Source organism: Brevibacillus composti (assembly GCF_016406105.1).
Classification (GTDB): Bacteria; Bacillota; Bacilli; order Brevibacillales; family Brevibacillaceae; genus Brevibacillus; species Brevibacillus composti.
Genome location: NZ_CP066308.1, coordinates 4184067 through 4208933 on the forward strand (window position 1 = coordinate 4184067; position 24867 = coordinate 4208933).

Sequence of the window (24867 nt, forward strand, 5' to 3'; positions counted from 1 at the left end):
CTCCTCGCTAGGTGACGTGCAAATGGGCTTGCGTACTCTGAACGTCCAAAAATGAAATCCGTTAGGCTTAAAGTAATCAAGTAAGGCTCAAACTGATCGAGCGGTCGCTCATTTCTATATCTTCATTTTGCCCCCTCAGGTCCGAATAGTCAATGAATATAAAAAAAGAGGGCCCGACTTTTTTGTGTGATTGGCAAGAGAACGAATCTCTCTGCATCCATTCAGGCCTCTCCCTTTCCACTTTTCTCTGGATGTCCCCATTTGCAAAAACTCCCTGCCCCACTGGGACAAGGAGTTCACATCTGCACCGCTGTTTAGATCGCGTCAGCGAGGATCTCTGCCACGTCGCGCGTCTTCACTTCGTCTTCTTTCTCTTTCATCTTCACGCCGTCGTTCATCATCGTCAAGCAGTACGGACAAGCGCTGGCGATGGCTGTCGGGTTCACTTCGAGAGCTTGCTCGGTACGGGCGACGTTCACCCGCGTGCCTTCGTGCTCTTCCATCCACATCAGCCCGCCGCCCGCTCCGCAGCACATGCTGTCGCAGCCGCTGCGCTTCATCTCCGCGATCTCGACGCCCGGGATCGCCTCCAGGATTTGGCGGGGCATATCGTAAATCTCGTTGTAGCGGCCGAGGTAGCAGGAGTCGTGATAGGTGATGCGCTCTTTCACTTCTTTCGTCGGCTTGAGGCGCCCTTCCTTCACCCACTGGGCGAGCAGCTCCGAGTGATGGTAGACTTCGGCTTCCAGTCCGAACTCCGGATACTCATTTTTAAACGTATTGAACGCATGCGGATCGCAGGTCACAATTTTCTTCACGCCGTACGCCTGGAACAGCGCAATATTCTCCTGGGCAAGCTGTTGGAAGAGGAATTCGTTGCCGATGCGGCGGGCCGTATCGCCGGAGTTCTTTTCCTCATTGCCGAGGATGGCGAATTTTACGCCTGCCTCGTGCATCAGCTTGACAAAGGCCTGGGAGATTTTCTGGCTGCGCAGGTCAAACGAGCCCATCGAACCTACCCAGAACAGGTATTCAAACTCCTCCGCCTGTTGCACGGTCGGAACCTCATACTGACCGTTCAGGCCCTCGATCCATTTCATCCGGTCCTTGCGGTTAATGCCCCATGGGTTGCCCTGGCGCTCGATGTTGTTCAGCGCGCGCTGGGCCTCTTGCGGCATGCTGCCCTCGGTCATGACCAGATAGCGGCGCATGTCGATGATTTTGTCCACGTGCTCATTCATCACCGGGCACTGGTCCTCGCAGTTGCGGCAAGTGGTGCAAGCCCACAGCTCCTGTTCGGTGATGACGTCGCCGATCAGATTCTTGTCGTAGATCGCCGCGGTCGCCCCCTCGGATGCCGCTGCCGCTTCGGACGCTTGCAGGGCGAGCTGGTTGGCCGGGGCATTGGCAAAGGCAAAGCTGGGCATCCACGGTGTGCGTGAGGTGATCGCCGCCCCCTTTTCCGTCAGATGATCGCGCATTTTGGTGATCAGATCCATTGGCGACAGCATCTTCCCGGTGCCCGAAGCCGGACACATGCTGGTGCAGCGTCCGCACTCCACACAGGCGTACAGGTCGATGAGCTGGGTTTGCGTAAAGTCTTCAATTTTTCCGACGCCAAACACTTCCTGGGTCTCGTCTTCGAAATCGATGCTGGACAGCTTGCCGGCTGGCTCCAGCTTTTTAAACCAGACATTGACCGGCGCAAAGATCAGGTGTGCGTGCTTGGACTGCGGCACGTAAATCGCAAAAGCGAGCAAAATCAAGAGATGGAGCCACCAGAATACGTAAAACAGAGCGGCTGCTGCCGTCTCGGAGATGCCCGCAAACGGAGCGGCAATGACCGAAGAGATCGGGGCAAATACCGATGGTGCATGCCCCAGCCACAACTGCTCAAAGGCAAGCGACAGCAGGACGGTTGCCATCAGGCTGGAGATGAACAACAGCACCAGGCCGGACTTGAAGCCGCGTTTGAGTCGGCTGAGTTTCTCCACATAGCGGCGGTAGAAAGCGTAGCCAACTGCCGCCATGATCAGGAAGGTGGTGATCTCCTGCATCAGGCTGAAGTATGGATGGGCGCTGCCAAAAGGGAGCTCGAAGCCTTTGACCAGCCCTTTGATGATCAGCTCGATCGCGCCGAACTGCAGAATGATAAAGCCGTAAAACATGACGACGTGCATCACGCCGCTCTTTTTGTCCTTCAAGAGCTTTTTGTGAAAAACGACGTTCTCCAGCATCAGGTTGATGCGTGCGCCAAAGTCGTCCTTCACATCCGGCTTTTTCCCCAATTTGATGAAAAGATACCGGCTGTAAACCACGTGGCATGCGAGGTACAGGCCGTATGCGAGCACCAGAAAAAATGCGATGAGATTAATCAGAGCCAGCAAGGTCCTCAGCTCCCCCTTTTTTCGTCTTCGACTGTTGTTTTCTATCTTAGCAGAAGCGTCAGAAAAAATGAATGACCATTCACTCATTATTTTCTCTTTTTCAAAATTTTTGCCAACTTGTCCAGACTGAGCGTTCGTTCAGTTTAGGCTATGCCCTGATCTTAACACATATGCCCGCGATTCGTCACCACTCTTTCTGTCGCGGGGAGACTGCCAGATGGTGGGCGCAGAAAAAACACCCCGCAAGCAAAGGAATCGCGCTCCCCTCTGCCAGTCGAGGTGTCTTTGCCCGGGCCGGTTCGATCCAGTAGGATCCCGGGCGATCCACATGTATTTGGCTGCTTATTTTCCGGAGGCCTGTTTTTCATCTCCGGTGTTCTTTTTCTCTTGTTGCTCTTTTCGCACGTCGGCCAAAGATTTGACCTTGGTCGCTTTGATCCGCTTGTTCCGCTGCAAACCGACCGGCTCCAGGTTATCCGCCTCGTCTTTCATCAAGGCAGCGATGCCGACAGCCTTGCCTTTTGCAGCTTTGCAGTATTCGCAATTCTCTTCATCGTGGGCGTGGTACTCTTTGGGCTCCGGATAAGCCGTAATGACGCCCTCAAAGTTGCGGAGCACCACTTTATCCGCCGATTGGGACACGATATAGTTCGGCATCACCGGGATTTTTCCGCCGCCGTGCGGAGCATCTACCACAAAGGTAGGCACGGCATAGCCGGAAGTATGGCCGCGCAGATGCTCGATAATCTCGATGCCCTTGCTCACCGGTGTGCGGAAGTGGCCAATCCCTTCGGAGAGGTCGCACTGATAGATATAGTACGGACGGACGCGAATTTTCACGAGGTCCTGCATCAGTTTTTTCATCGTAAACGGGCAGTCGTTGATCCCTGCCAGGATCACGGACTGGTTGCCCAGCGGCACACCCGCGTTGGCCAGCATTTCACAGGCCTTCTTGGCTTCGGGCGTGATCTCTTTGGGGTGGTTAAAATGCGTATTGAGCCAGACCGGATGGTATTTTTTCAGAATATTGCACAGGTTTTCCGTGATGCGCTGCGGGAAAACCACCGGAGCACGCGTGCCGATGCGAATAATCTCCACATGGGGGATCGCCCGCAGATTGCTCAGGATGTACTCCAAGATGCGGTCGTTGATCAAGAGGCCGTCCCCGCCGGAAATGAGGACGTCGCGCACCTCTGGCGTGTTGCGGATATAGTCGATACAGGCATCGAGCTGCTTTTTCGGCACGCCCATGCCGATTTGGCCGGAGAAGCGGCGGCGCGTACAGTAGCGGCAGTACATGGAGCACTGATTCGTCACCAGAAACAGCACGCGGTCCGGGTAGCGGTGTGTCAGCCCCGGCACGGGAGAGTCCGTATCCTCGTGGAGCGGGTCTTCCATGTCGTATTTGGTCCGCACCATCTCCGAGGAGAGCGGCACAGACTGCATGCGCACCGGGTCCTTCGGATCATCCGGGTCCATCAGGAGGGCGTAGTAAGGAGTAATGTTGAGCGGGATGGTCTGGTTGGAGATGCGAACCCCTTCTTCTTCCTCCGGTGTCAGATTAATGACTTGCTTCAATTCATCCACCGTACGAATCGTATGGGTCAACTGCCACATCCAGTCATTCCACTGTTCTTCCGTAACGTCCTTCCATAGTTCAATCTGGCGCCAGTCGCGCAAAGTAGCCAGCGTCATATCGTCATCCCCTCTCATCTGCGTGTACTACAGCTTGTTACGCTCATGAAAATAGAGATGCAACACTCGTGCCAACCTAATCGAAAGATTCAGAAAACAGGCAAATCCGCAAAAACAAAGGGAGAGAAACGCCAACATCGTAAAAGAGCGCTTCTCCCCCGTGGGAAAACAACAGGCATTTGTGCCGGATTTTCGGCACTTATTATGTTTGAGAGGAGTCCTTGGGGTCGGCTCTCCTTTGCGAAAGCTTGTATTGCAAAGTCTGCCGCGGGATGCCCAGCAGCTTGGCTGCCCGCAGGATATTCCCCCCGGTCGCCTGCATCGCCTGGGCGATCAGCTGCTCTTCGACGACCCTGAGCACTTCGGGGAGGGGCCGCTCTCCCGCTTCGAAGGTCTGCACCGCAAGTCCCTCACCTCCGCCTTGCACCGAAAGCGGCATCCCTGCCATCCTGTCCAGCAGATGGAGCGGCAGATGCTCCCTTTCGATGCGATCCCCCTCCACCATATTCATCGCCGCTTCGATCACATGCTCCAGCTCACGCACATTGCCCGGCCAGTCGTACCCGGCAAACAGCGCCCTTACCTCATCGCTGACACCGCTCACCTGCATGTGAAACCTGGCATTGTACTTCTCCAAAAAATGAGCGGTCAACAGGTCCACATCCTCTCTCCGGTCCCTGAGCGGCGGAAGCTCAAAGGAAACGACGTTGATCCGGTAGTAGAGGTCCGTCCTCATCACGCCTTTGCTGACCAGCGTCTGCGGCGGCTCATTGACCGCGGCAATGACCCTGACATCCACCCGCGTAGTCCGGCCGCTGCCGATTCGCCGGATCTCCCCGTCCTGGAGGACACGCAGGAGCTTGGCCTGCAGATCGAGCGGCATGCTGTTCAATTCATCCAAAAAAAGCGTGCCGCCATCGGCCAGCTCAAACAGGCCCGGGCGATCATCGGCCCCGGTAAAGCTGCCTTTGGTCGTTCCGAAGAGGAGACTCTCCAGCAAAGTGGCGGGCAGGGCCGCACAGTTCTGGGCGATAAACGGCTGCTCTCTCCGCACGGAGGCCTGGTGAATCGACTGGACGAAGAGTTCTTTTCCCGTACCCGTCTCGCCGTAGATGAGGACGGGCGACGAGGTCCTGGCTGCCTTCCTCGCGCGATCTATCAGCTGGAGCATCTGCTTGTTTTGTGTAAGGATATCGGAAAAGTGGAAGGACAGGCCATCCGCGGCTGCCTTTTGACTGCGCTTGCCCTTTTTCGGTCCGCTGATTTTGGCCTGAAGGTCCAGCAGCTTTTCCGAGAGCTCCTTCAGCTTGCCGATGTCCTTGGCTACCTCGACAGCCCCGACCAGACGCTTGCCGACCCGGACGGGCAGGGTGGTATTGATCGTCTCCACGCGGACGCCCCGCCAGTTGGTGTACGCTTGCGGCTTGTTAAAGATCGGCTCTCCGCTTGCGATGACGGTCAAAAGTGTGCTGGAGTGGCGATCGAGAGAGGGGAAAACCTCCAAGAGAGGTTTGCCCAAGACCTCATCGGGAGTAAGCCCGTCCAGCTTCGCCGCGACGTGATTGTAAAAAATTGTGATCCCATTCGCGTCTACTACGTGTATCCCTTCGTCAATGGCTCCTAATATCGCCTGCAGCATTTCAACTGTTTCGGACATTGGCATCCGGATGCATGCCTCCCTTTTCAACAAGCTGCCAAAAAACCATCACTATGCCGAATTTTCAGCACATTGAAATAACATTTTACCGCTGGCGCTCAATCTGCGCCGCTACCACGACCGTGTAGAGCAAATGCCCCAGCACCCAGATCAAAAAGGCACCAAAGGATAGCGGTGTCTTGCTGAACAGGCTGAACGGCAGATAGGCAATCGCAAAGGCCAGTGCCCAATACAGCAGATATTTGACCGTAGCTCTCCGATCGCGGGGATAAAAATAAGCGATAAAAAAGACGACGACCACACTGATCAACAGGTGAATCATTAGTTCCAGGATGGAAGGAAGTCCGGCCAAGCCGGGCACATAGCTGACATCAATCAGTACGGCAAACGTCGATGTCCCGAACAAGCCATCACATAAAGCGAGAAAAGCTGCAAGAATCAGACCGGCAATTAATCCGTTGACCCATACAAAAGTCATTCTGCTTCCTCCTCTGCCGCAAGTTACAACTATTGTACGTGATGACTGTGGCTTCGCCAAGCCGATTTAAAAACCTCCGAGCCATGGCTCAGCTCAGAGGTTCGGGGCGGACTGCCCGGCGGATTGGATTTGCAAGCGAAGTTCATGGTCTCCCGCATACTGCTCGTTCAGCCAGAGCTGGTACGAAATTTCCACCTGGCTCGGGATGTCGCTTTCTGCCGTTACTTTCATCTTGTTGACGTGCAGTTCCATCAGAAAGGTGCCATGGGGGCTGCGGTAGGTCGTCCGATCCGTTTTTCCCCGCTTGAACATCTGCTTCGTCTGGATGGCCCCCTGGCGCACCAAGGAGATGACTCCCTCGGATATTTTCCAAATGGTGCTGACCTCCCCAGCGCCCTCCAGCTGTTCTTTATACGTCAGGTACCAGTCGCTCTCCTTCCACACGAAGCGGCCTGCGTACCGGTTTACTTCCTCTTGCCAGTCATCGTACAGCCGATGCCGGGTTTTCAGTTCTACACTCACCTCTTGCATGGATCACGATTCCTCTCTTTCCGAAACGGTCATGCCAAGCAGCCATATCCTCGGCTGCTGCCGCGGACTGGACAGCTTTCACCCGTCCATTTTACGCGGAGGTCTCCTCCGCTGCAACTGTTGCTCTCGACTGGGCGGATTCCAGCAGATAGCGCATCGATGTGACGATCCCGAGCGCGGCCAGCAGCAAGAGCCCGGCCAGGACCAGATAGCCGACTCCCGCCCCGGTGTAGTCGACCGTATAGGTGAACAGCCCGATCAGCAAGAGACGCATCATCATACCGACCGAATTGAAGAAACTCATCACGCGTCCCATCACCTGCTTGGGCACTACATTCATGTACAAAGTTTGGCGCACCAGCCGCACCGAGGAGTTGCACCAGCCGAAGAAGATCGAAGCGGCGACAAAGCCCCAGCCCTGCGAGATGGCGACCATGGCAATCGTGACGACAGCGAAAAGCAGCGTATTCCCGACCATGGCGGGCAGCTGCCCTACTTTGCCGACCATCCTGGATACGAGCAGGCCGGCCGCGACCGCTCCGACCGCATAGGTGACCTCGCCCATCGAATAGACGGTCACATCCGCTTTCAGGGTCTGGTTCACGTAGACGGGCGACAAAAGATTGCTGGCCATAATCGCGATAAACGGCATCATGGCGGAAATGCCGAAGACGAGAAAGCCTTTTTGCGAGCGGATGTACTGCCAGCTTTGGTAAAGCTGTCCCATCCAGGATACCCCGACATTTTGCTTCGCTTCTTTTTCCAAGGTGAATGTATACGCCATCGTCGACATCAGCAAATACGCGGTCAGATAGGTCAGCGCATTGATCATAAGCACCAGGTGCAAGCCGAAATAATTGAGCAGAAGCCCGGCGAAACCTCCCGCCAGGACGGAAGCCGTCTGCCCCTCTACCTCCAACAGGCTGTTGATCGCGTGGTAATGCTTGGAATCAAAACTCTCCTGCACCAGTGCCGCCTGCGCCGGATAGTGAATCTGGTACATCAAGGTCGTGACGAGGTAGATCGCGATCAGCATCCACTCCGCATACGGGCCGAAAAAGCCCCAGAGAGACAAGACTGCCAGAACTGTGAACCCGATAACATGTTCCGCCAGCATCATTTTTTTCCGTGACAGGCGGTCGATCAAGGTGCCGATATAAGGCCCGATAAAAAACATCAGAAAGGCAGATGTCAGCATGGTCGTTCCCAGCAGCTCCGCCGATCCGGTCGTCTCCACCAGGTACCAGGCAATGCCGATCATCGTCATCCCCTGACCGAAACCGGAAAACAGATTGGAGAAAAACAGTTTCTTAAACTCGCGGTTGGCGAACACTTCTCTCACAGCTGACAGCCCCTTTTATCCCTTTGGTATCTGCCACCATTTTATCCAATTTAGACTAATTTGTAAACGAAAATGTTTAAAAAGTGAATGCCTTCTATCTCGGGACGCTCGCCCGCCGAATAAAAAACACCTCCGGACAACTGTGCCGGAGGCGTATTCGCAAATAGAGTTTCAAGTGGACTGTCGTCCCCAGGCAGAACGGGGGCACAGTTTTTATTTTACAAAGCCCAGAATCAGCTCGCGCAGAATTTTGGAGGCCACGATCTGCGTCATTTCGCTGTGATCATAGACCGGGGCTACCTCTACGAGGTCGCAGCCGATCACATTGGCTCCGTTTTTGGACATGAAATGGATCGTGTCCAGCAGCTCGCGGGAAGTGATGCCTCCTGCTTCCGTCGTGCCTGTGCCCGGGGCATGGGCCGGATCCAGCACGTCGATGTCGATGGTCAGGTAAATCGGGCGGTTGCCGATGGTCGGCAGCACCTGCTTGACCGGTTCAAGCACATCGTACTTGTAGAGATGCATGTTTTCTTTGGCCCACTCGAACTCTTCCTTCATACCGCTGCGGATGCCAAAGGAGTAGACGTTCTTTCCGCCAATCAAATCGCACGCTTTTTTGATCGGCGTGGAATGGGAATACGGATAGCCCTCGTAATGGTCCCGCAGGTCCGTATGGGCGTCGAAATGGAAAATCACCAGATCGGACTTGTACTTCTCATATACCGCCTGAAACACCGGCCAGGAGACGAGATGCTCGCCGCCGAGGCCGATCGGCATTTTTCCGTCCGCCAGCACTTTGCTGACAAACTCGCGGATCGCCTCCAGACTGCCTTCGACATTGCCGAAGGGCAGCGGAATATCTCCCGCGTCAAAGTACTTTACTTCTTCCAGCAGCCTGTCCAGGTACGGGCTGTACTCCTCCAAGCCAATCGATACCTCGCGGATACGGGCCGGGCCAAAACGGGACCCCGGCCGAAAGCTGACGGTCCAATCCATCGGCATGCCGTAGATCACCGCTTGGCTCTCCTCGTAGTTGGCGTGGCTGCGGATAAACACATTCCCCGAATACGCTTCATCAAAACGCATCTGCTCTGCCTCCGTCCTTAGTCGCGAGTCAGCTCAGCCACGAAGTTCGGCAGTTTGAACGCAGCGTGGTGAAGCTCGGCATTGTAGTATTTGGTGCCAACGTCCTTGATCTTGCTCGGATCGACTTCCAGCGGATCGTACTGCTTGGACCCAATGGTAAAGCTCCACAATCCCGATGGATAGGTCGGGATGCTGCATGTATACAGGCGGGTGACCGGGAAGATAGACGAGATATCTTTAAATACGCGTTTGATCAAATCGCGGTTGAACCAAGGGGATTCCGTCTGCGCTACCATGATGCCGTCCGGCTTCAGCGCATCGTAGATTCCTTGGTAAAAACCTTTTTCAAACAAGCCTACTGCCGGCCCGACAGGCTCGGTCGAGTCGACCATGATGACGTCGTACTCGCCTTTGTGATCATGGATATGCTTGATGCCGTCGATCACTTGGACGTCAACGCGCGGATTGCCGGTCAGTTCGCTGGCGATGTGTGGAAAGTATTTTTTTGAAGACTCGATGACCCCGCCGTCAATTTCAGCCAACACGGCTTTTTCTACGGAAGGATGCTTGACGATTTCGCGGATTGCGCCGCCGTCTCCCCCGCCTACGACCAGAACCTTCTTCGGGTTCGGGTGAGTGTTGAGGGCCACGTGGGAGATCATCTCATGATAGACAAACTCATCCACGTCAGTGGTCATGACCATGCCATCGAGGACCAGCATACGGCCAAATTGTTTGGTGTTGATAATATCCAGCTGTTGAAATTCTGTTTTTTCGCTGTATAAGGTCTCGCTAATTTTTGTTGTAATACCGTGATTTTCCGTTTGTTTTTCGGTATACCACAGTTCCATGTTCATGATTATGTACCCTCCTTTTAATAACCGCGTTGGTTGAAAAACGCGACCAAAGCTAGGCCAGAGGCCGCTATTTGGTTCGTAATGGAAGTCAGACGCGAGGATTGGATAATTCGTATCTGCCAAGAAAATTATAGTGGCTGGACCCCAAAATGCAAGAAGTTTTTCAAAAATGTCTTTTTGCGCAGCAGCCCAAGTTTATCTTGACCCATTTTTCCCCATACTAAATGGGAAAAAGCATCGTCTACGTATTATGCCCCGCGAAGCAAAAAATAAGGGAGGAAAGGGCGAGATGTCATGGAAGTGATGCGGGAAGCCCCGCTGCTCAGATACCTTCGTCTGGTAAAGAAATTCGTAAAATTTCTCATACTCAGCCTATTGTGCGGCTCCTTTGCCCTGCTGATGCTGATTCTGTACCTCCGCTCGCAGCCGCTTCCGGAGGTATTTATCAATCAAACAACCACGATCTACGCAGAGAATGGCGAAGTGATCGATACGCTGCATCGCGGCCACAACCGGATCGTCGTGCCGCTGAGGGAGATGGCCCCGGCGCTGATACAGGCGACGGTCTCCATCGAAGACCGCTCCTTTCACAATCATTTCGGGATCGACCTGAAGCGGCTTGCCCGTGCAGCGTATGTCGACGTGATCCATATGGAAAAAGTGCAGGGGGCCAGCACCATTACCCAGCAGCTCGCCCGCAACCTCTATTTGACGCTGGACAAGACCTGGGAGCGGAAAATCAAAGAGGCGCTGCTGGCCATTCAGCTGGAACTCAATTACACCAAGGATGAGATCCTGGAGATGTACATGAACCAGATCTACTACGGCCATTCTGCTTACGGCGCCCAAGCCGCTGCCCAAACTTACTTCGGCAAGGACGCCAAAGACCTCACCCTGGCGGAAAGCGCACTGTTGGCCGGCATCCCCAAGGGACCCTCCTACTATTCGCCCTATGTCGATTTCGAAAAGGCGAAGTCGCGGCAAAAGCTGATCCTGCAAGCGATGCAGCGCTCCGGCTACATCACCTCCGAACAGGTGGAGAAAGCCTTTGCCGAGCCCATCAAGCTGCGGGAGAGAAGCCGCGAAAAGGCGCCTGAGCTCGCCCCTTATTTTCAGGATTATCTGGCCAATCTGGTGAAAAACCGGTACGGGATCGACGAGGAGACATTTATTCACGGGGGCCTGAAGATCTATACGACGCTAGACCCGGTCATGCAGAAAAAGGCCGAGGAGATCGTCGCGGCGACGCTGCCAAAGGACAGCCCCGATCTGCAGGCCGCCCTGGTCGCGATGGACCCGAAGACCGGCCATATCAAAGCCATGGTCGGGGGACGGGATTACCAAAAGAGCCAGTACAACCGGGTGCTCGGAAAGCGGCAGCCCGGCTCGTCATTCAAGCCGATTCTGTACCTGGCCGCTTTGCAAAACGGTTTTACGCCTCTAACCATGATGAAAAGCGAACCGACGGTCTTTACGTATGACCGGGTGAAGCAGTACATCCCGCGCAACTTTGGCGAACGCTACGCCCACGACTTCATCAGCATGCGGGAAGCGATCAAAACCTCGGACAATATCTATGCCGTAAAAACGATCGACCATCTCACCCCGCAAAAAGTCGTGGATACGGCCAAACAGCTGGGAATTAACAGTCCCCTGCTCGCCGTGCCCTCTCTCGCGCTGGGGGCCTCGCCGGTATCCCCTCTGGAGTTGAATGCGGTCTACGCCGTTTTTGCCAATAACGGCGCCTATGTAAAGCCGATTGCGATTACCCGCATCGAGGATCAGCAGGGAAATATCCTCGTCGAAGAAAAGACGGAAAAAACCGAGGTGGCCGACCCGATCGCTTCCGCTCTGCTGACCAATATGATGCAGAGCGTGTTCGAACGCGGCGGCACCGGCCATCGGGTCGCGGAACTGCTGAACCGGCCGGTAGCCGGAAAAACCGGTTCGACGGATTACGATGCCTGGCTAAGCGGTTTTACACCGCAGCTGGTCAGCACGGTCTGGGTAGGGTACGATCAGAATCGCAAGGTGGATGATGTCAAGGAAGGGTATCTGTCCAAGAAAATTTGGGCGGAGTTCATGGAAAAAGCACTGGCGGATCAGCCGCCGGCCCTGTTCGAGATGCCTGCAGGGGTGGTCTCGGTCTATATCGATCCGAAATCCGGAAAACTGGCGACAGAAAACTGCCCGAACCCTCAGCTCTTCTACTTTGCCAAAGGCACAGAGCCGCAGGAGTTTTGCAACGATCATCTGCCCGAACACGAATCGCCCCAACCGCTGACCCCGCCGGATTCGCCATCGATCTGGCAGCGAATGGGCAGCTGGCTGAGCCAGCCGGGAGACTGACAGAACGTCAAAGATGTGGCCATGCGGAAAAAAGGCCTTACCCGAACAGCATCTGCTGGACGGGGTAGGGCCTTTGCTGACCACCTAACAGACTTTGAGGACCGATCTTTTTGTTGAACGTTGTACCGCCCCTCTGCCGTTTGTATCGACCTTTGTAGTCGGTCTACCGACACGGACCTTTGTACTCGATTTGCCGACTTTATTCCGACCTTTGTCCTCGATTTTGCCGACCTCTGTACCGGACTAATGGATGGAGGGGCGATTGGCCTCGGGAGATGCGGCGGCATCAGAAACTCCTTGCTGCACGTTGCCCTGCCCCTGACCTTGGGCCGTCTCCTGCTCGCCGCCCCCGACCACACCGTTCCCGTCGGCAAACAGTTGGTCGTTGTAGATGCTGATCTTGCCGGCCTTTTCTAATTCATCCAACACCTCAAACAAGCTCTCTCGTTTACCGGCAGGCAGTCTGCCAATAAATTTGTTAATTTCCTGGGGAGACACAAGGGAACGAAAATGCACGCCGCCGTGCCGGACAAAGTGATCCTGTTCATCGCGGATGCGAGTATCGTCGGTCAACCAAAACGCCTCCTTGTGGCAACAGTATGGACGTACATCTCTAGTCTGCGACGACAGCCACGGGCAAATGCGCTGTAAATATTGTTGGAGGGCTTCGAAAAAAGACAAACAGGGAAAGAGTGACGGCTCTCTCCCTGTTTGCTAACCTAGTGTACATGTATACAGCTATGGAATTAAGTGTACCTGACTTCAATATGACTAACAATTGATTTCACGATTTGTTCACATACCGTTCAAGATTTCCAGCTCAGGCCAAGCTGTCCTTTAGTTCTTGCGTGGAATTTTCCCACATTTTTTCGTTATGGGTCATGAGCAATTTTTTCAGGGCGGCTTTTTCCTTATCGCCTAATTCGGAGAGCATAATGCGGCGTTTCATGGAGTAATCCATCCGGTTCACGTGTTCCGCCAGGATCTTGTACCCGCGGCGGGCTTCCCGATCCACCTCCATGTAGCATGCTGTCGCTCCCGCATAGTAAGGCCCCGCTTCGTTGCGATCCACGGTTACCCACACAATCCAATAAGGTTTGCCGTTCGGCACTTCATCTTTGTTCGTTGTCCATTTGATCCCTTTCTCCACTGCACTCTTGGCGTGAAGCGCTCCCATATCGATATAGGCTTCGTCCCCGTCAATAATGACCGACGACACCGCCGACAAATCCAATACCCCCTGACCGAAACCGCCATGGACGTCCGTCTTGCTGTTGACAATTGTAAAGCCGCCTTTTTTGCTGTCAAAAATATCCACCGCTCAACACCTCTTTACATACGTACTCTTGCTCATATTCTACCCTGAAAGGAAGGGGCGTGGCAATTTGCCGAAGTGCCCGGGGCAGTTTTGCCGGTGCGGCCAGCAGAATATGCCGAGTGCCTGGGGCAGTTTTGCCGGTGCGGCCAATTTGCCAAGTGCCCGGTGCAATTTGCCGGGGTGCCTGGTGCAATTTGCCAAGGACCGCAGGGAAGGAGCGGTCTCTTTTCCATGTGACAGATGCGTTTGAACGGGTGTGTTCCGCATGATTAGTTTTGGCGGTTACATTCATTTGGTTTTGAAGGCTTGGAAGATGCTGCGGATGAGCCATGCTGCAAGCTGTACGGTCCAAGCAGTGTTAAAGGCCCGGAACAAGTTGTAAGGCACATCGCCTCCAAACCAACTGTCTTCCCCAAATATTAATTCGTAGCAAGCAAAAGATACGAGAAACATGATCAGCATGTTCACCCAAGCTCTTACGTTGAAAACAACCGTGGTAAAGATCGAGATCGTTAGCAAAACGACGGGGATGCCGGTAATCCAAGAAAAAATGATGGTAAAAACTACAGAGCCTATGACCGTTTCCAGATTAATCGCCTCTCTTTCTCTTGTACGCGTCTTCGTCTACACGGTGGTCCGCTTTGTCTTTTGACGAATAGGTTTCGATCTGGACGGCAGAGGAGTTTCCATTACGCGACTGCCTTGACTGCGTAAAGGTGAGGGGCTCGTGGTCCAGTACGTGGATGACGACGGTATTGCCGTGATATTCAATCCGTAGGTCTTCCCATTCTTCTCTCTTATCGGGCGTAATCTCAATGGTTTGTCCTGATTTGGTAAATGTTATTTCCGGGAATTCGCCGTCTTCTCGATAGAGAATATAGTACAAATAATCGTTTTTGGTATTGGCCGTATGGCGCAAACCCGGTTGGACCCGATCATTCCCTCTGGTAAGTTGAACAACCTGTTCAATCACTTGTGGATTTTTTGGCAATTGTGCATGTTCTTCCGCTACATAAAATTTCTTCAAAATATCTTTTTGTCCGTAATTGGCACTCGCCAAAGTAACAGTCCCATCTCCTGCACTTTCAAAAAAGGGCCTCAGAACCTTCAAACCCGTAAAATACTCATATCCCTTCAGCGTGGTTTGTCCAAAACCAATAATAGAGTATTGCGGAACACGAATGGTTTTGTTATCCCATTTACTGTGAAGGGTATCCGCATGCTTTAACAGTGGGAGGTAATCCAGCTTGACTCGGTCATCTTCGAGCATCGCGTTATAGGGGAAACCGTAAACGGGATCCCTCTTCAGGACAAGCTCCTTTTCAAATAATGTACGTGAGGGAAGCAGCTCGTAAACGGCTGGGGCATATTCAGCGATGGCCTTGCCCGCCCCTTCATGGAATACCGGAATCCCAAAGTTATACCCAAACTTAATAGCCTGGTACGCTCGAGGTGAGCCTAGAAATGGCGTTCCCATATAGACAATTCGTTTGACCTTTGGCTGATAGGAAGCGGTCGTCAGCAATGTTTCTCTTACCAGTAGGCCTCCCATACTGTGAGCCACAAGTTGAACCTGTTTTGCCCCACTCGTTCGGAGCGCCTCATCAATCTTTTGTTTCAGATACTTTGCATTCTCTTTATTGCTCAAACGCCAGTCGTACGGCATGGCAAACAAATCTTTGTTTTTTGTATACCCTTCCTCTTCTAGCCTTTTTACCATGCTTAAATATTGTTCGACCCTTTTTTCTACATAGTCAAATTTAATCGTGTAGGAGAGAGACTCGATGGCTCGGAATCCCCCATCCGTTCCCTCGGGATTAATCTTGATCCATGGTGCATACGGAACTACGTTTACGCTATTTTTCTCCGCCGGTTTCAGAGCAAGCTCTATTCGGTGACGAAGATCGCCAATCCCGAATCCTATGTCAACAAGGCCGAGCCATGCCTCTCTTACTTCTCCCTCTTCCTCCGCTTGAAGACGGGACCCGCCAATACCGGGGATCAAAATGATCGGAATGGTGTAAGTCTGGAGGCTTAAGCGATAGGCGTGGTTTGTGATGGCCGAGCTGCGGCTTGCATAGACCTTGATGTAGTAGGTCCCAGGGTCGCCGTTGTAAACAATCTCTTCGTCCTTGTTTTTGGACTTTTCGGAAGAGGCGACCTGTTTGCTGCTGCCGTCAAACAGCTGTATATCCAAATCCATCGTCTCTGGTATGTCTGTCAGTTTCACCACGATGGTTGAGGCCTTTTTTACGGAGAATTGATAGTAATCCACATCCTCTTTTCGGTGCAGGTTCGCGGTTATCTGCGCGGCTTCCAGTTTCGCGGATTCGCGTATGCTGTTATTCGGCTCGTATGGATCTGGCTTTCCCTCTTGTCCCGTGCGAAGGTCGGCGCGCAGTTGGTAGTAGAGTTGGTTGTTATAGCTGCGATTGTTCCCGACGACACGGACGTAGTACCTCTGTTTCTTCTCTACGCCGATGTTTTCAACCTTCCGCACTTTCCCCTCGCTATTTTTTGAATTCCCCAGCTCCCTTTTCTCCTTGTCGTAGACATAGATATCGTAGTCGGCGGAAGGGGGCAGGCTTAACGTAAATGTCAGTGTGCCGTGATCCCTGGGCTCAATTTTCCAGGTGTCCACATCGCTGCTCGACCTGATTCTGCCAAAAGCATTGTTCCCCGCAAACATGTAATCCGCTTTTTCAAACGTATCATTGGACTCGACTTCATACGTTTTAGACTCTTTGCTTAATGCCGCTTTGCTGGGCTTGCGGCCGCCTGAATATTGACGGTAAAAACGGCGGGCTCCCTCCTCGATCTCTTCTTGGTCCAGCTCCTCGCCATCCCCCTCTGACTCCGGGTAACCATCTGGAGCTTCACCTGTGGCGGCCTCCTCTTCTTCTGTCCGTTCTGGCGCGGACGATCCTAACTCATCTGCAGGCGCCTCGTGACCGTCTTCCGGGACGCCATCCGGCGATGAATCTTCTCGGGGTGCTTCCATATCAGGCGCGTCTGTTTCGCTGTCCGCCTGCTCCGGGGCTTCGGGCTCCATTTTCCGCCATTCCCCGACACCGGGCTGTCCGGCGAGCTGAAGCTTTTCACTCGCTATGCCTGCGGGTATGCTGCCCGATATCAGCAAGGCCGCCATCGCGACTGTGCACGTGATCCTCGCAAAGCGCTTTTTCATCAAAAAACCCCCTCTAGCCTGTTTCTTCTTTTACCGTAGAAAAAGACAGACAGAGGGGGCAAATAAATTTCCATTCACAGGCACCTAGCGCGTGGTGTGATTGCGTATTCCTTGACGTTCCCAGGCGTTGGCTGTGACGGTAAACGGCACACGGTAATCCGCGATGTCATGGCCGGTACCGTTTTGTTTTTGGGGAAAGGCAAAACCCTTCTCGGCCCCAAAGCGGAACCGAACGGTAAAATAGACGGCATAGGAAGCTCCTTTTTGAAACCCTTTCTGCTTGTCCCCCATCAAGGGAGTGTCCACGCCCATCTCGCGCTGCCCCAGCTTAGGCACGGTATAGGACGGCCCCTGCCACCAAAGCGGCGTCGTCTTTTTTAAAGCCAAAGTGGATTGCAGCGGGGTCTGCCGCAGTCCCGTCTCCGAGATCCACGACTGAGCTCCCGCAATCTCCGGGTACTGGCCGCTGACCGGATGCTGATGGCGCGGCTCCAGCAGGACATGTGTCAGGATGCGCTCGCCCGCGTAAAAATCATCCGGCTTGTTGGCGGGATAGCGGTCGCGGGCCGTGTATTCCAGCCACTCGGCTGTGTGGCGGAGAACCCCTTTCGCATTAGGCTCAAACACCTCGAAGGTACGCTCGCTCCCTTTTACGGTGACGGTATATCTCCCCGTCATCTCTTGCACGATGGTCTCCGCACTGCACGTTTCCTCTCCCTCCTCATCTTCGGAGCAACGGTCGTAATTCACGTCGAACTGCACGCGGTAATCGACCGTGATGACAAATCCGTTGATGGACGCCTGGTATTTGATTGACTGCAGGGTTTGTCGCCAAGTGGTTTGCGTAGGGACAACCGTCCCCGTGTAGAGATAGTCGCCGCCTGCGGAAGCGCTGCTCACCCGCCACTCCTGCGGGTTTCCGGGGCCGCCCACACGAAGGTCCAGCATAGTCGGGGCGTAGAACGCCATGCTCTTCGCATCGGCGATCGAGCCGGGAGTGGCTGTCACGCTGACATTCTTGATTCCTTCGCCGCTCACAGACTGATAGAGCTGGGCCTGGTAGGCTTGAATATTTTGATTGATCTCCTGTTTGATCCGCTCGTAGGCTTGATTGATCTTGGTCTGGCCGATGACGACGCGAATGGTCGCCGGCTCCCGCTCCCAAACGCCATCCAGATGGGTGGTCAGCTTTTGCAGTTCGCGGCCGCCGCTGTCGATGATGATCAGCTCAATTTCCCCCCCGTCCAGATTGCCTCCTCCCCCCGGAGGCGCAGGAATCTTCAGCTCCTCTTTGACGGAAACGGGCCACTGTGCGCGGTTATCCGGCCAGACGGTTTCATGTTCAGGCCTGTTTTTTTCCGGATTGATGTTGGCAATGAAGTTCTCCGATTGCTGCGGGTATTTTGTCGGCACGGTAATTTTTCGCACTTCGCCGGGCCTGAAGTTCTTGACGTCAAGTCTGGTCGCCTGCTCCGAGCTTTCCCAGCGAACCGCCAAAATCGTGTCGTGAGCTTCTTTGCCCTCGTTTTTCACATCGAAGGTAATGGTCGCGTCTGTGCCGGCCGCCTGCGGGTCTTTCGGGGAAATGGCAAAGCTGCTCTTGATGATGAGCAGGTTTTCACCCTCCGGCTTTGGCGCCCCCTCTCCGATTTGAACAAAGAAAACTCCGTCGCAATGGGCGTATCGGCTGTTATCCGGGTAAAAATAAATTTTGTACAGGCCTTCCAAGGCTAGTCCGTCAGCGCCTTTGGGAAAATTGAGGGTGTGCTCGAGTCGAGGCGAGTTGGAACTGCCTAGCCACTTCCCGTCTCGTCTCGGGGACCACTGCTGTGTTTTCGGATCCAGATAGAATATTTGGTATTCAGAGGCTACTTCCGGATAGAAACGGAGGGAATGCTCACTGGTAAAACCCTCTGGAGACATCTCTATCTTTTCTCCACGCTTCACCGAGCGCTCCCATTCAACTTGACCCCCTTGCCTTACCAACGCGACATCCAGGATAAAACAAGATTGGTTGGTTTTCAGGTAAAGTACAAATTCGAAGATACAGCCGTCATCCGAGACAAACATCACCTGCAGCGCGTCTCCCGCACGGATATGGGAAGGGAGAAGGAGTTGGAACTTTCCGTTTGCTTGCAACGGTCCGCTCAAGGGCGATTTGGTGGATCCTTTGTTCAGGTACCATTTCCCTGCCATATTGGCGGAAAGCATTAAGTGGGTATCGTAACCTTCGGCCGTTTTCGTGAAATGGTCTATGGATGCTTTCACTCCGAAAACAGGTTCGATGTAATCGCCAGAAGGAGGGAATTCATGGGGCGGCTGACCGTGTATTTTCGCGCTGAGCTGTTTTTGCATATCGATAGTGCAGGCTTGATCCTTCACTTTGATGGTGATTTCCCAGTCGCATTCCGGCCGTTTGGCATAGTTGGTATTGGACATGTCTAATTTCACTTTGTATGTCTTGCCCGGCTCAAGCGGAACAAAAGCAGCAGATGTCTTCGACCCGTAGGGAAGTGTTAATCGGTCAGACTGGTAAGGATCCGGCCTGTCTCTATTATCGTAGCCGACAGGGAGTTTTTCCGTCTTTCCATCTGGCAAGGTAACAAGCCAGTAGGTATAATGCGGCTGCTTATTCCCGTACTTGTCGATATAGTGCGTAATCATGCTAACCTGTTGTCCCGGTATCACTTCGATGACGCTGCCGCTTGTTGTGTAGTCATTGTTAACCTGAACGATGGGGCATCCGTCTTCTCCTTTTTTACCGGAACTGGCGTAAAACACTTTTTCCCAGCACAAGGTTCCATCGTCGCTGGTGTATGTGATCGTGAAGCTCCCGGCGTCCGCATAATCCAACACTCCGACATTTCGATTTCCTCCGGAGCCGGTGCGCAGGGGGATTCCATTTTGGGTGAAGGTTCCCGGCTTGGAGGCGGTGATTACCAAGCGGTCTTCTTCTTTGATGTATACCGTGTCTCCGCCGCTTGTCACACCTTTCAGTTCGCGGTCGCTGTTATCGCTTTCTACTCGGATATCCATGGTGGTTTTTTGGCAGCCTTTGGGCGGGGGTGGGTCTTCGGGAGCGGGAGGCGGGTCTTCTTTGGGTGGGGGTGGGGTTCCAACGGTGAACTTATAAAAATACGGAACGCCCGGGCCGTTTACGGCGGGGGCGTTTTTGGTGTTACGTGCATGGGAGTCTGTAAAAAGAATTCTCGCTTCATAGTTACCTGCTTTTGTAGGTATCCAGGTCTTTTGTGGAAAATTGACTGTCTGCCCACTTCCATTACCTTCACCAGCAATTGGATAGTCAGTAATTGATTCGTAAAATGCTTTTTCCGTTTGTCCAGTATCTAAGTTGTAAATGTAATAATTATACACTTTGAGACCACGGTTGTAGATGCTATAGTCTTTCCCCCAGGCGGTAATAGTAACAAGGTCGCCAACATTGTACGTTGTTTTATCAGTCCTAATGGCTCCGTCTGGGCGCTGCGTAGTAGTAAAGCTCGTAACACCGACAAAGGAGCCTTTTTCACCTGTACGGGATGGGCGAAAGGTAAAGGCATTTCCCCTACCTCCGGACATTTCAGCTACTTTGGAGAGGAGGTAGCCGGTGTACGTGTCTCCTCCCCCTCCGCTAATAACCCCACCATGCAGCCCGTTTTCAGACTTCAAAAAGGCAGGATTACCATTAAAAAGTTGGGCCCAAGCTATGGCCTCAGCCTGATCAACAATTGGATAGCCGTTATCGGCTTTTTCTAAAGCTCGGGAGTAGTTAGCGACTTTACCGCTTCCACTCGTTGCCCCGCTATAGTTTACATCTGCTATGGTTAAATTCATCCGTTCATTATTAAATCCAAATCCAGTTAGAAAATGGTCCTCACTATCCTGAACGATTTTGTCATGGTCTAACCATCCAGCAAATCTATCTTTTAGGTCCGGATTAGATGGAGATGCCTCTGACTCATAAGGGAAAGTCATGAAGCTATTTCCAATCATCACCGCTAATAATATCATTCTCCCAATTTTATCCCACATACCCCTCATGTGTCTCCCCCAATTATCGGGTATTCTTGCGGACTAAATGTGGCAATTCATCATAGTTGTAAGCTGCAATTGCTTTAGATTGTCCCGAGTTCTTTACAGTAAAGCTCATGTATTTGACCGCACTTGTATTTACCGTGAAATCACCAGAGTAGTACGAAGTTACAGTATCATTATTGAATCGTATTAGGAGTCTAATATTTTTCCCGCTGACTACAGGTATTCGCCCTTTCAAAACCCCTCCAGAAACTTTCAAGGAATTATGAAATTGCAATGCAATATTCTCCCCAACTTTTATATCATTCATATATTGGTGAAGGAGGAATAAGGCATAGGCTTCCTCCCCGCGACTAACAGTTCCAAAACCGTCATATGCGGTTGTCGATACCCCGTTAACAAACTTGCCCTCTTTTTTGGGAAGCCAACCACTGTCTACTGCGGCATCTGAGTATACCTGCCGTGTTTTTAAGTAACCTATGGAGGTGCTTTTCCAAGCATTGTACATAAGCAAAGATGCTTCCTCACGATTGATAACCTTGTTTGGGTTTACAGGTACACCATCCAAAACCCCATCCTTCAAGGCCCGTTCATAGTAAACCATTGCCCAATGATTAGCTGGGAACTCGGACAGCTCTTTCCCCTGTGTAAGACCCTTTGCATTAACCAGTCCACTTACCAAGTCAGCCTGGGTAATCGGTTGCTCCGGCCGGAAATTTCCATCGGGAAAAAGCCACATGAGTTTGTTTTGAATTGCATATTGAATTACATCTTTATATTGATGGTTCTGATAATCCGTCTGTTGTCCAGCTTTTGGAGCAGCAGCAAGTGTAGTCTTTGTACCCGCAACAACTGTTCCCGTCAAGAACATTACCGAAATCAACATAATAGGGAGTAGTTTTTTCAATTGGTTCACGGTATAAAATCCCCCTTCAGCCAACTTAGGATATTACTAAATTCTTGTTCAATGGTTTCTTACAAAGTAGGAAGAAATTCTGCCCCATACTTAGGAGCTGAAAAAGAAGCACAAAACTTGTTGGACAGCCCTAGAAAGACTGACTATACATCTGCTCCTCCATAAACTTCTGCAACCTCTCTTCCGTTACATCCCCTTCCAACTTACCCACTATTTCCCCTTTTTTCAAGACAAAAACCGTTGGCGTTACCTGGGCACCGAGCGCAATCGCCTTTTCCAACTCTCTCTGCTTATGGATGTCCAGCCTCTCGACCTTCCTGGCAGGGAGCGCTTTGACGGCCTGTTCGAATTTCGGGGTGAAGCTGCTGCAGTACCCGCAGGTATCGCTGTATACGTACACGACTCTCGGTTGTTCCTCTCCCGCAGCGGCGGACAGGAGCGCCGCCACAAACATGCAGCCCAAAAAGATTGCGCTGCCCCACAGCCAAATTGGCTTTAGGCCTCGTTTTTTCTGTCCCGTCTTCACGATTTATCCCCCTTGCAAGACTATTTGCTGATAGTGGGCTTCCGGCTATCATTTCATTACCCCATGACCTGCCGGGTCTGCCCGCCAATTACGCCCACCCAAGCACCCGCTTGATCGACGAGCACTGTATCGCCACGCTATCTCATTGTCAAGGAACAACGGCCAAAGCAAGTCTGGTGATCCGCGAGCACTCGGCCTGCTTCCCAACCCAGACCCTCGCTGCCGGACTGCGGACTGCCTTCCCTTCCCGGGCACCATCCACCCGGACTGCCTTCCCGCTCATTATGCATTTCCTCCCTGGGACAAAAAAAAGCCGGTCATCCGACCGACGTTTATCCTGGCTGCCTGTTTTTGTCCAGACTTCCTGCATATTCACTTTGCCTGTTTCTGTCCAAAAATGCCTGTTTATTCACTCGCCTGTTTCCCGCACGTTTCCCCAACACAAAATAGACGTTCCCTTACATCAAAGCAGCGGGATTGGCTTTCATCAGCGCCCGCAATTCCTCGATGAGCTGCAGCCCCTTCTGAATCTCTTCTTCCGAATAGCGCTGCTTGCTTTTAAACGTAAAAATTTTCGCTTTCATCTCTTCATAGGGAAGGTGGTTAAAATAAAGAATCGTCGAGACCAGCTCCAGAAAGCGAGAGTTCTCCTCGTTCATGCGCAGGATGACCTCTTCGCCTTTTCCGAAATCCACCTCGTGAAAACGCAAAAAATCCCGTCCGGTATCATTTAGCGTATACCGGTACATGTGGATGGCCCCTTTGGTCTCCACCTGCTCATCTAATAGCCCCATGTTGCACAGCTCGTCCACCCGCAAGGTGAGCTCCTCCGAATAGGGGCCGTACATGTGAAATTCAAATCTCTCGTCGAAGTCGATATCGAGCTGCTTTGCTATGTATACCATCTTCTGCAGTTTTTTCCGCCCGCTTACTTCCCCTACGATCTCGATTAAGCGTATGATTTTGGCGTGACGCTTAAGCATCCTCCATCACTCCCAGACGGTCTCGTATCTTTCCGGATAACTCTTCCGGCAATGCCAACACTTTATCCATCGGAAAATACAGTTTGTAGTCAAAACGGCGCTTGCCGCTGATCGCCTGCACGATCTCCGATTTCTCCGATAGCTCGGCCAGCTCACCCGACGGCATCAGCAGCATAATCGGGATCCGCTCTTCGTCCTCGCCGGCACGGTAAAAATCATACGGAAGATCGGAGGTGGTGTCTACTTCCAAATAATAGGCCGGGTCAATGTCCGCCGACTGGAACAGTTCTTTTAGCTCTGCCAGCAAACGGAAGTCTCTCGGGTTATATTCGACGTATTTATAGAGATTCCTGTCAAGAAAACGGGCGCATAAGTCTTTCAATACGGCATCCTCTTCCTGGCGCCACAGCTGCATGTAAAAGAGGATCACGGACTCGTCCAGGGACAAGTAATCCGACAGCTCTACCTTTTCCCGCAGGAACGGCAACAAAAGCGTCGGCTCCTGATAGAAGGGATAGCCTTGGGCAAACAGCTCCTTGGCCCGCTGAAATATCTTTCTCAGCACGACCTCGGCGCTGCGCGTCACGGGATGGAAATACACCTGCCAGTACATCTGATAGCGCGACATGATATAGTCCTCCACCGCATGCATCCCGCTGTGCTTGAAGACAATGCCCTCATCGGTCGGCCGCATGACGCGCAAAATCCGCTCGATTTCAAAATTGCCGTAATTCACCCCGGTGTAGTAGGCATCCCGCAGCAGATAATCCATCCGATCGGCATCGATCTGGCTGGAGACCAGGCTGACGATCAGCTTGTTGTCATAGGTTTTGGCGACGACCTCTGCGACCCGCTTGGGGAAATCCTCGCCCATCCGCCGCAAAAGCCGGTTAATCTGCGTGTCGCCCTCTAGAATCGCCCGCGTCCAGTCCTCGTGATGATAGCGAAACACCTTTTCAAAGGAGTGCGAAAAAGGCCCGTGCCCGACGTCGTGCAGCAAGGCCGCACACAGGCAGAGCAGCTTCTCCTCATAGGAAAGCTGGATTCTTCCGTCAAAGGTCTCCAAAATGCGGCGCATGATCTCATAGACGCCGAGGGAATGGTTGAAGCGGCTGTGTTCTCCGCCGTGAAAGGTAAAAAAACTCGTGCCCAGTTGCCGGATCCGGCGCAACCGCTGAAACTCCGCTGAATTGATCAAATCCCAGATCAGCTTGTCTCGCACATGCACATAGCTGTGCACCGGGTCTTTAAACACTTTTTCCTCTTCCAAAAGATCGGGCTGCCTCATCCTGGACACTCTCCCTTCCCGTTCCGCAAATTTCCTGTTTATCGGATTATATCATACGGGCAGGGAACAAATATAACGCCTATCAGGCAAAAATCTTGAACCCGTTTTAAAAGAAAGCCGGAAAAAATCGACCTCGGAGTCCGCGACAATACGTCTGGACGGCGAAGAGCAGCCGTACCAAAAAGGCAGGCCGCGAGCCGTTTGCCGCACATGAATCTAGCGATGCTTCCCA

At 52.8% G+C, this 24867-nt stretch carries 18 protein-coding genes; 1 reads left to right on the forward strand and 17 read right to left on the reverse strand.

The genetic code is table 11. The features are described 5' to 3' along the window. Positions 1 to 314: 314 nt before the first annotated feature. The 8 genes from JD108_RS20925 to speE form a co-directional block, all read right to left on the reverse strand. Positions 315 to 2387 (reverse strand): heterodisulfide reductase-related iron-sulfur binding cluster, encoded by a 2073-nt coding sequence (locus JD108_RS20925; protein ID WP_198827843.1) that lies wholly within the window; start codon positions 2385 to 2387, stop codon positions 315 to 317. A 342-nt stretch (positions 2388 to 2729) separates the two neighbouring features. After that, a complete protein-coding gene (kamA, locus tag JD108_RS20930; RefSeq protein ID WP_198827844.1) occupies positions 2730 to 4082 on the reverse strand; it encodes a lysine 2,3-aminomutase in 1353 nt (450 codons plus the stop codon). Positions 4083 to 4284: 202 nt separating this feature from the next. Beyond that, positions 4285 to 5745 carry a sigma-54 interaction domain-containing protein gene (locus JD108_RS20935; protein ID WP_198827845.1) on the reverse strand — a complete coding sequence of 487 codons (1461 nt, stop codon included), beginning with the start codon at positions 5743 to 5745 and terminating at the stop codon, positions 4285 to 4287. Positions 5746 to 5824: 79 nt separating this feature from the next. Further along, a complete protein-coding gene (locus tag JD108_RS20940) occupies positions 5825 to 6217 on the reverse strand; it encodes a hypothetical protein (RefSeq protein ID WP_198827846.1) in 393 nt (130 codons plus the stop codon). A 93-nt stretch (positions 6218 to 6310) separates the two neighbouring features. After that, the gene (locus JD108_RS20945) at positions 6311 to 6748 is read right to left on the reverse strand and encodes a YwiB family protein (RefSeq protein WP_198827847.1); all 438 of its coding nucleotides are present in this window, start codon (positions 6746 to 6748) and stop codon (positions 6311 to 6313) included. A gap of 91 nt (positions 6749 to 6839) precedes the next feature. Further along, positions 6840 to 8090 (reverse strand): MFS transporter, encoded by a 1251-nt coding sequence (locus JD108_RS20950; protein WP_198827848.1) that lies wholly within the window; start codon positions 8088 to 8090, stop codon positions 6840 to 6842. Positions 8091 to 8303: 213 nt separating this feature from the next. Further along, a complete protein-coding gene (gene speB, locus JD108_RS20955) occupies positions 8304 to 9176 on the reverse strand; it encodes an agmatinase (RefSeq protein ID WP_198827849.1) in 873 nt (290 codons plus the stop codon). 17 nt (positions 9177 to 9193) lie between these two features. Then, positions 9194 to 10027 carry a polyamine aminopropyltransferase gene (gene speE / locus JD108_RS20960; protein WP_198830209.1) on the reverse strand — a complete coding sequence of 278 codons (834 nt, stop codon included), beginning with the start codon at positions 10025 to 10027 and terminating at the stop codon, positions 9194 to 9196. 300 nt (positions 10028 to 10327) lie between these two features. Here speE and JD108_RS20965 point away from each other — a divergent pair, with 300 nt between their 5' ends. Further along, positions 10328 to 12382: a transglycosylase domain-containing protein gene (locus JD108_RS20965; protein WP_198827850.1), complete on the forward strand. Its 2055-nt coding sequence runs from the start codon at positions 10328 to 10330 to the stop codon at positions 12380 to 12382. 243 nt (positions 12383 to 12625) lie between these two features. On the opposite strand, the gene JD108_RS20970 is transcribed toward JD108_RS20965, so the two are convergent. The 9 genes from JD108_RS20970 to JD108_RS21005 all read right to left on the reverse strand — a co-directional run bounded on the left by JD108_RS20970 (position 12626) and on the right by JD108_RS21005 (position 24635). Further along, a complete protein-coding gene (locus JD108_RS20970; protein WP_228728235.1) occupies positions 12626 to 12955 on the reverse strand; it encodes a hypothetical protein in 330 nt (109 codons plus the stop codon). Between the two features lie 247 nt (positions 12956 to 13202). Further along, on the reverse strand, positions 13203 to 13700 hold the full coding sequence (locus tag JD108_RS20975; protein ID WP_198827851.1) for a YwhD family protein: 498 nt from the start codon (positions 13698 to 13700) through the stop codon (positions 13203 to 13205). A 589-nt stretch (positions 13701 to 14289) separates the two neighbouring features. After that, on the reverse strand, positions 14290 to 16887 hold the full coding sequence (locus JD108_RS20980; protein WP_198827852.1) for a lipase/acyltransferase domain-containing protein: 2598 nt from the start codon (positions 16885 to 16887) through the stop codon (positions 14290 to 14292). A gap of 84 nt (positions 16888 to 16971) precedes the next feature. After that, positions 16972 to 20919: an ABC transporter permease gene (locus tag JD108_RS20985; RefSeq protein ID WP_198827853.1), complete on the reverse strand. Its 3948-nt coding sequence runs from the start codon at positions 20917 to 20919 to the stop codon at positions 16972 to 16974. A 22-nt stretch (positions 20920 to 20941) separates the two neighbouring features. After that, on the reverse strand, positions 20942 to 21838 hold the full coding sequence (locus tag JD108_RS20990; protein WP_198827854.1) for an S-layer homology domain-containing protein: 897 nt from the start codon (positions 21836 to 21838) through the stop codon (positions 20942 to 20944). A gap of 130 nt (positions 21839 to 21968) precedes the next feature. After that, on the reverse strand, positions 21969 to 22364 hold the full coding sequence (locus JD108_RS20995) for a thioredoxin family protein (protein ID WP_228728236.1): 396 nt from the start codon (positions 22362 to 22364) through the stop codon (positions 21969 to 21971). A 148-nt stretch (positions 22365 to 22512) separates the two neighbouring features. Continuing rightward, positions 22513 to 22647 carry a hypothetical protein gene (locus tag JD108_RS22635; protein ID WP_267459284.1) on the reverse strand — a complete coding sequence of 45 codons (135 nt, stop codon included), beginning with the start codon at positions 22645 to 22647 and terminating at the stop codon, positions 22513 to 22515. A 175-nt stretch (positions 22648 to 22822) separates the two neighbouring features. Then, positions 22823 to 23347 (reverse strand): YwgA family protein, encoded by a 525-nt coding sequence (locus tag JD108_RS21000; protein ID WP_198827855.1) that lies wholly within the window; start codon positions 23345 to 23347, stop codon positions 22823 to 22825. Continuing rightward, positions 23340 to 24635, reverse strand: coding sequence for an HD domain-containing protein (locus JD108_RS21005; protein WP_198827856.1), 1296 nt, complete (start codon positions 24633 to 24635; stop codon positions 23340 to 23342). The genes JD108_RS21000 and JD108_RS21005 overlap by 8 nt, the downstream gene beginning before the upstream one ends. Between the last annotated feature and the right edge of the window lie 232 nt (positions 24636 to 24867).

Coding starts and splice junctions, on each gene's coding strand:
- JD108_RS20965 (WP_198827850.1), top strand. CDS start 10,328: ATGGAAGTGATGCGGGAAGCCCCGCTGCTCAGATACCTTCGTCTGGTA.
- JD108_RS21000 (WP_198827855.1), bottom strand. CDS start 23,347: ATGCTTAAGCGTCACGCCAAAATCATACGCTTAATCGAGATCGTAGGG.
- JD108_RS20940 (WP_198827846.1), bottom strand. CDS start 6,217: ATGACTTTTGTATGGGTCAACGGATTAATTGCCGGTCTGATTCTTGCA.
- speE (WP_198830209.1), bottom strand. CDS start 10,027: ATGGAACTGTGGTATACCGAAAAACAAACGGAAAATCACGGTATTACA.
- JD108_RS20935 (WP_198827845.1), bottom strand. CDS start 5,745: ATGCCAATGTCCGAAACAGTTGAAATGCTGCAGGCGATATTAGGAGCC.
- JD108_RS20945 (WP_198827847.1), bottom strand. CDS start 6,748: ATGCAAGAGGTGAGTGTAGAACTGAAAACCCGGCATCGGCTGTACGAT.
- JD108_RS20980 (WP_198827852.1), bottom strand. CDS start 16,887: ATGAAAAAGCGCTTTGCGAGGATCACGTGCACAGTCGCGATGGCGGCC.
- speB (WP_198827849.1), bottom strand. CDS start 9,176: ATGCGTTTTGATGAAGCGTATTCGGGGAATGTGTTTATCCGCAGCCAC.
- JD108_RS22635 (WP_267459284.1), bottom strand. CDS start 22,647: ATGAGCGGGAAGGCAGTCCGGGTGGATGGTGCCCGGGAAGGGAAGGCA.
- JD108_RS21005 (WP_198827856.1), bottom strand. CDS start 24,635: ATGAGGCAGCCCGATCTTTTGGAAGAGGAAAAAGTGTTTAAAGACCCG.
- JD108_RS20985 (WP_198827853.1), bottom strand. CDS start 20,919: ATGTGGGATAAAATTGGGAGAATGATATTATTAGCGGTGATGATTGGA.
- kamA (WP_198827844.1), bottom strand. CDS start 4,082: ATGACGCTGGCTACTTTGCGCGACTGGCGCCAGATTGAACTATGGAAG.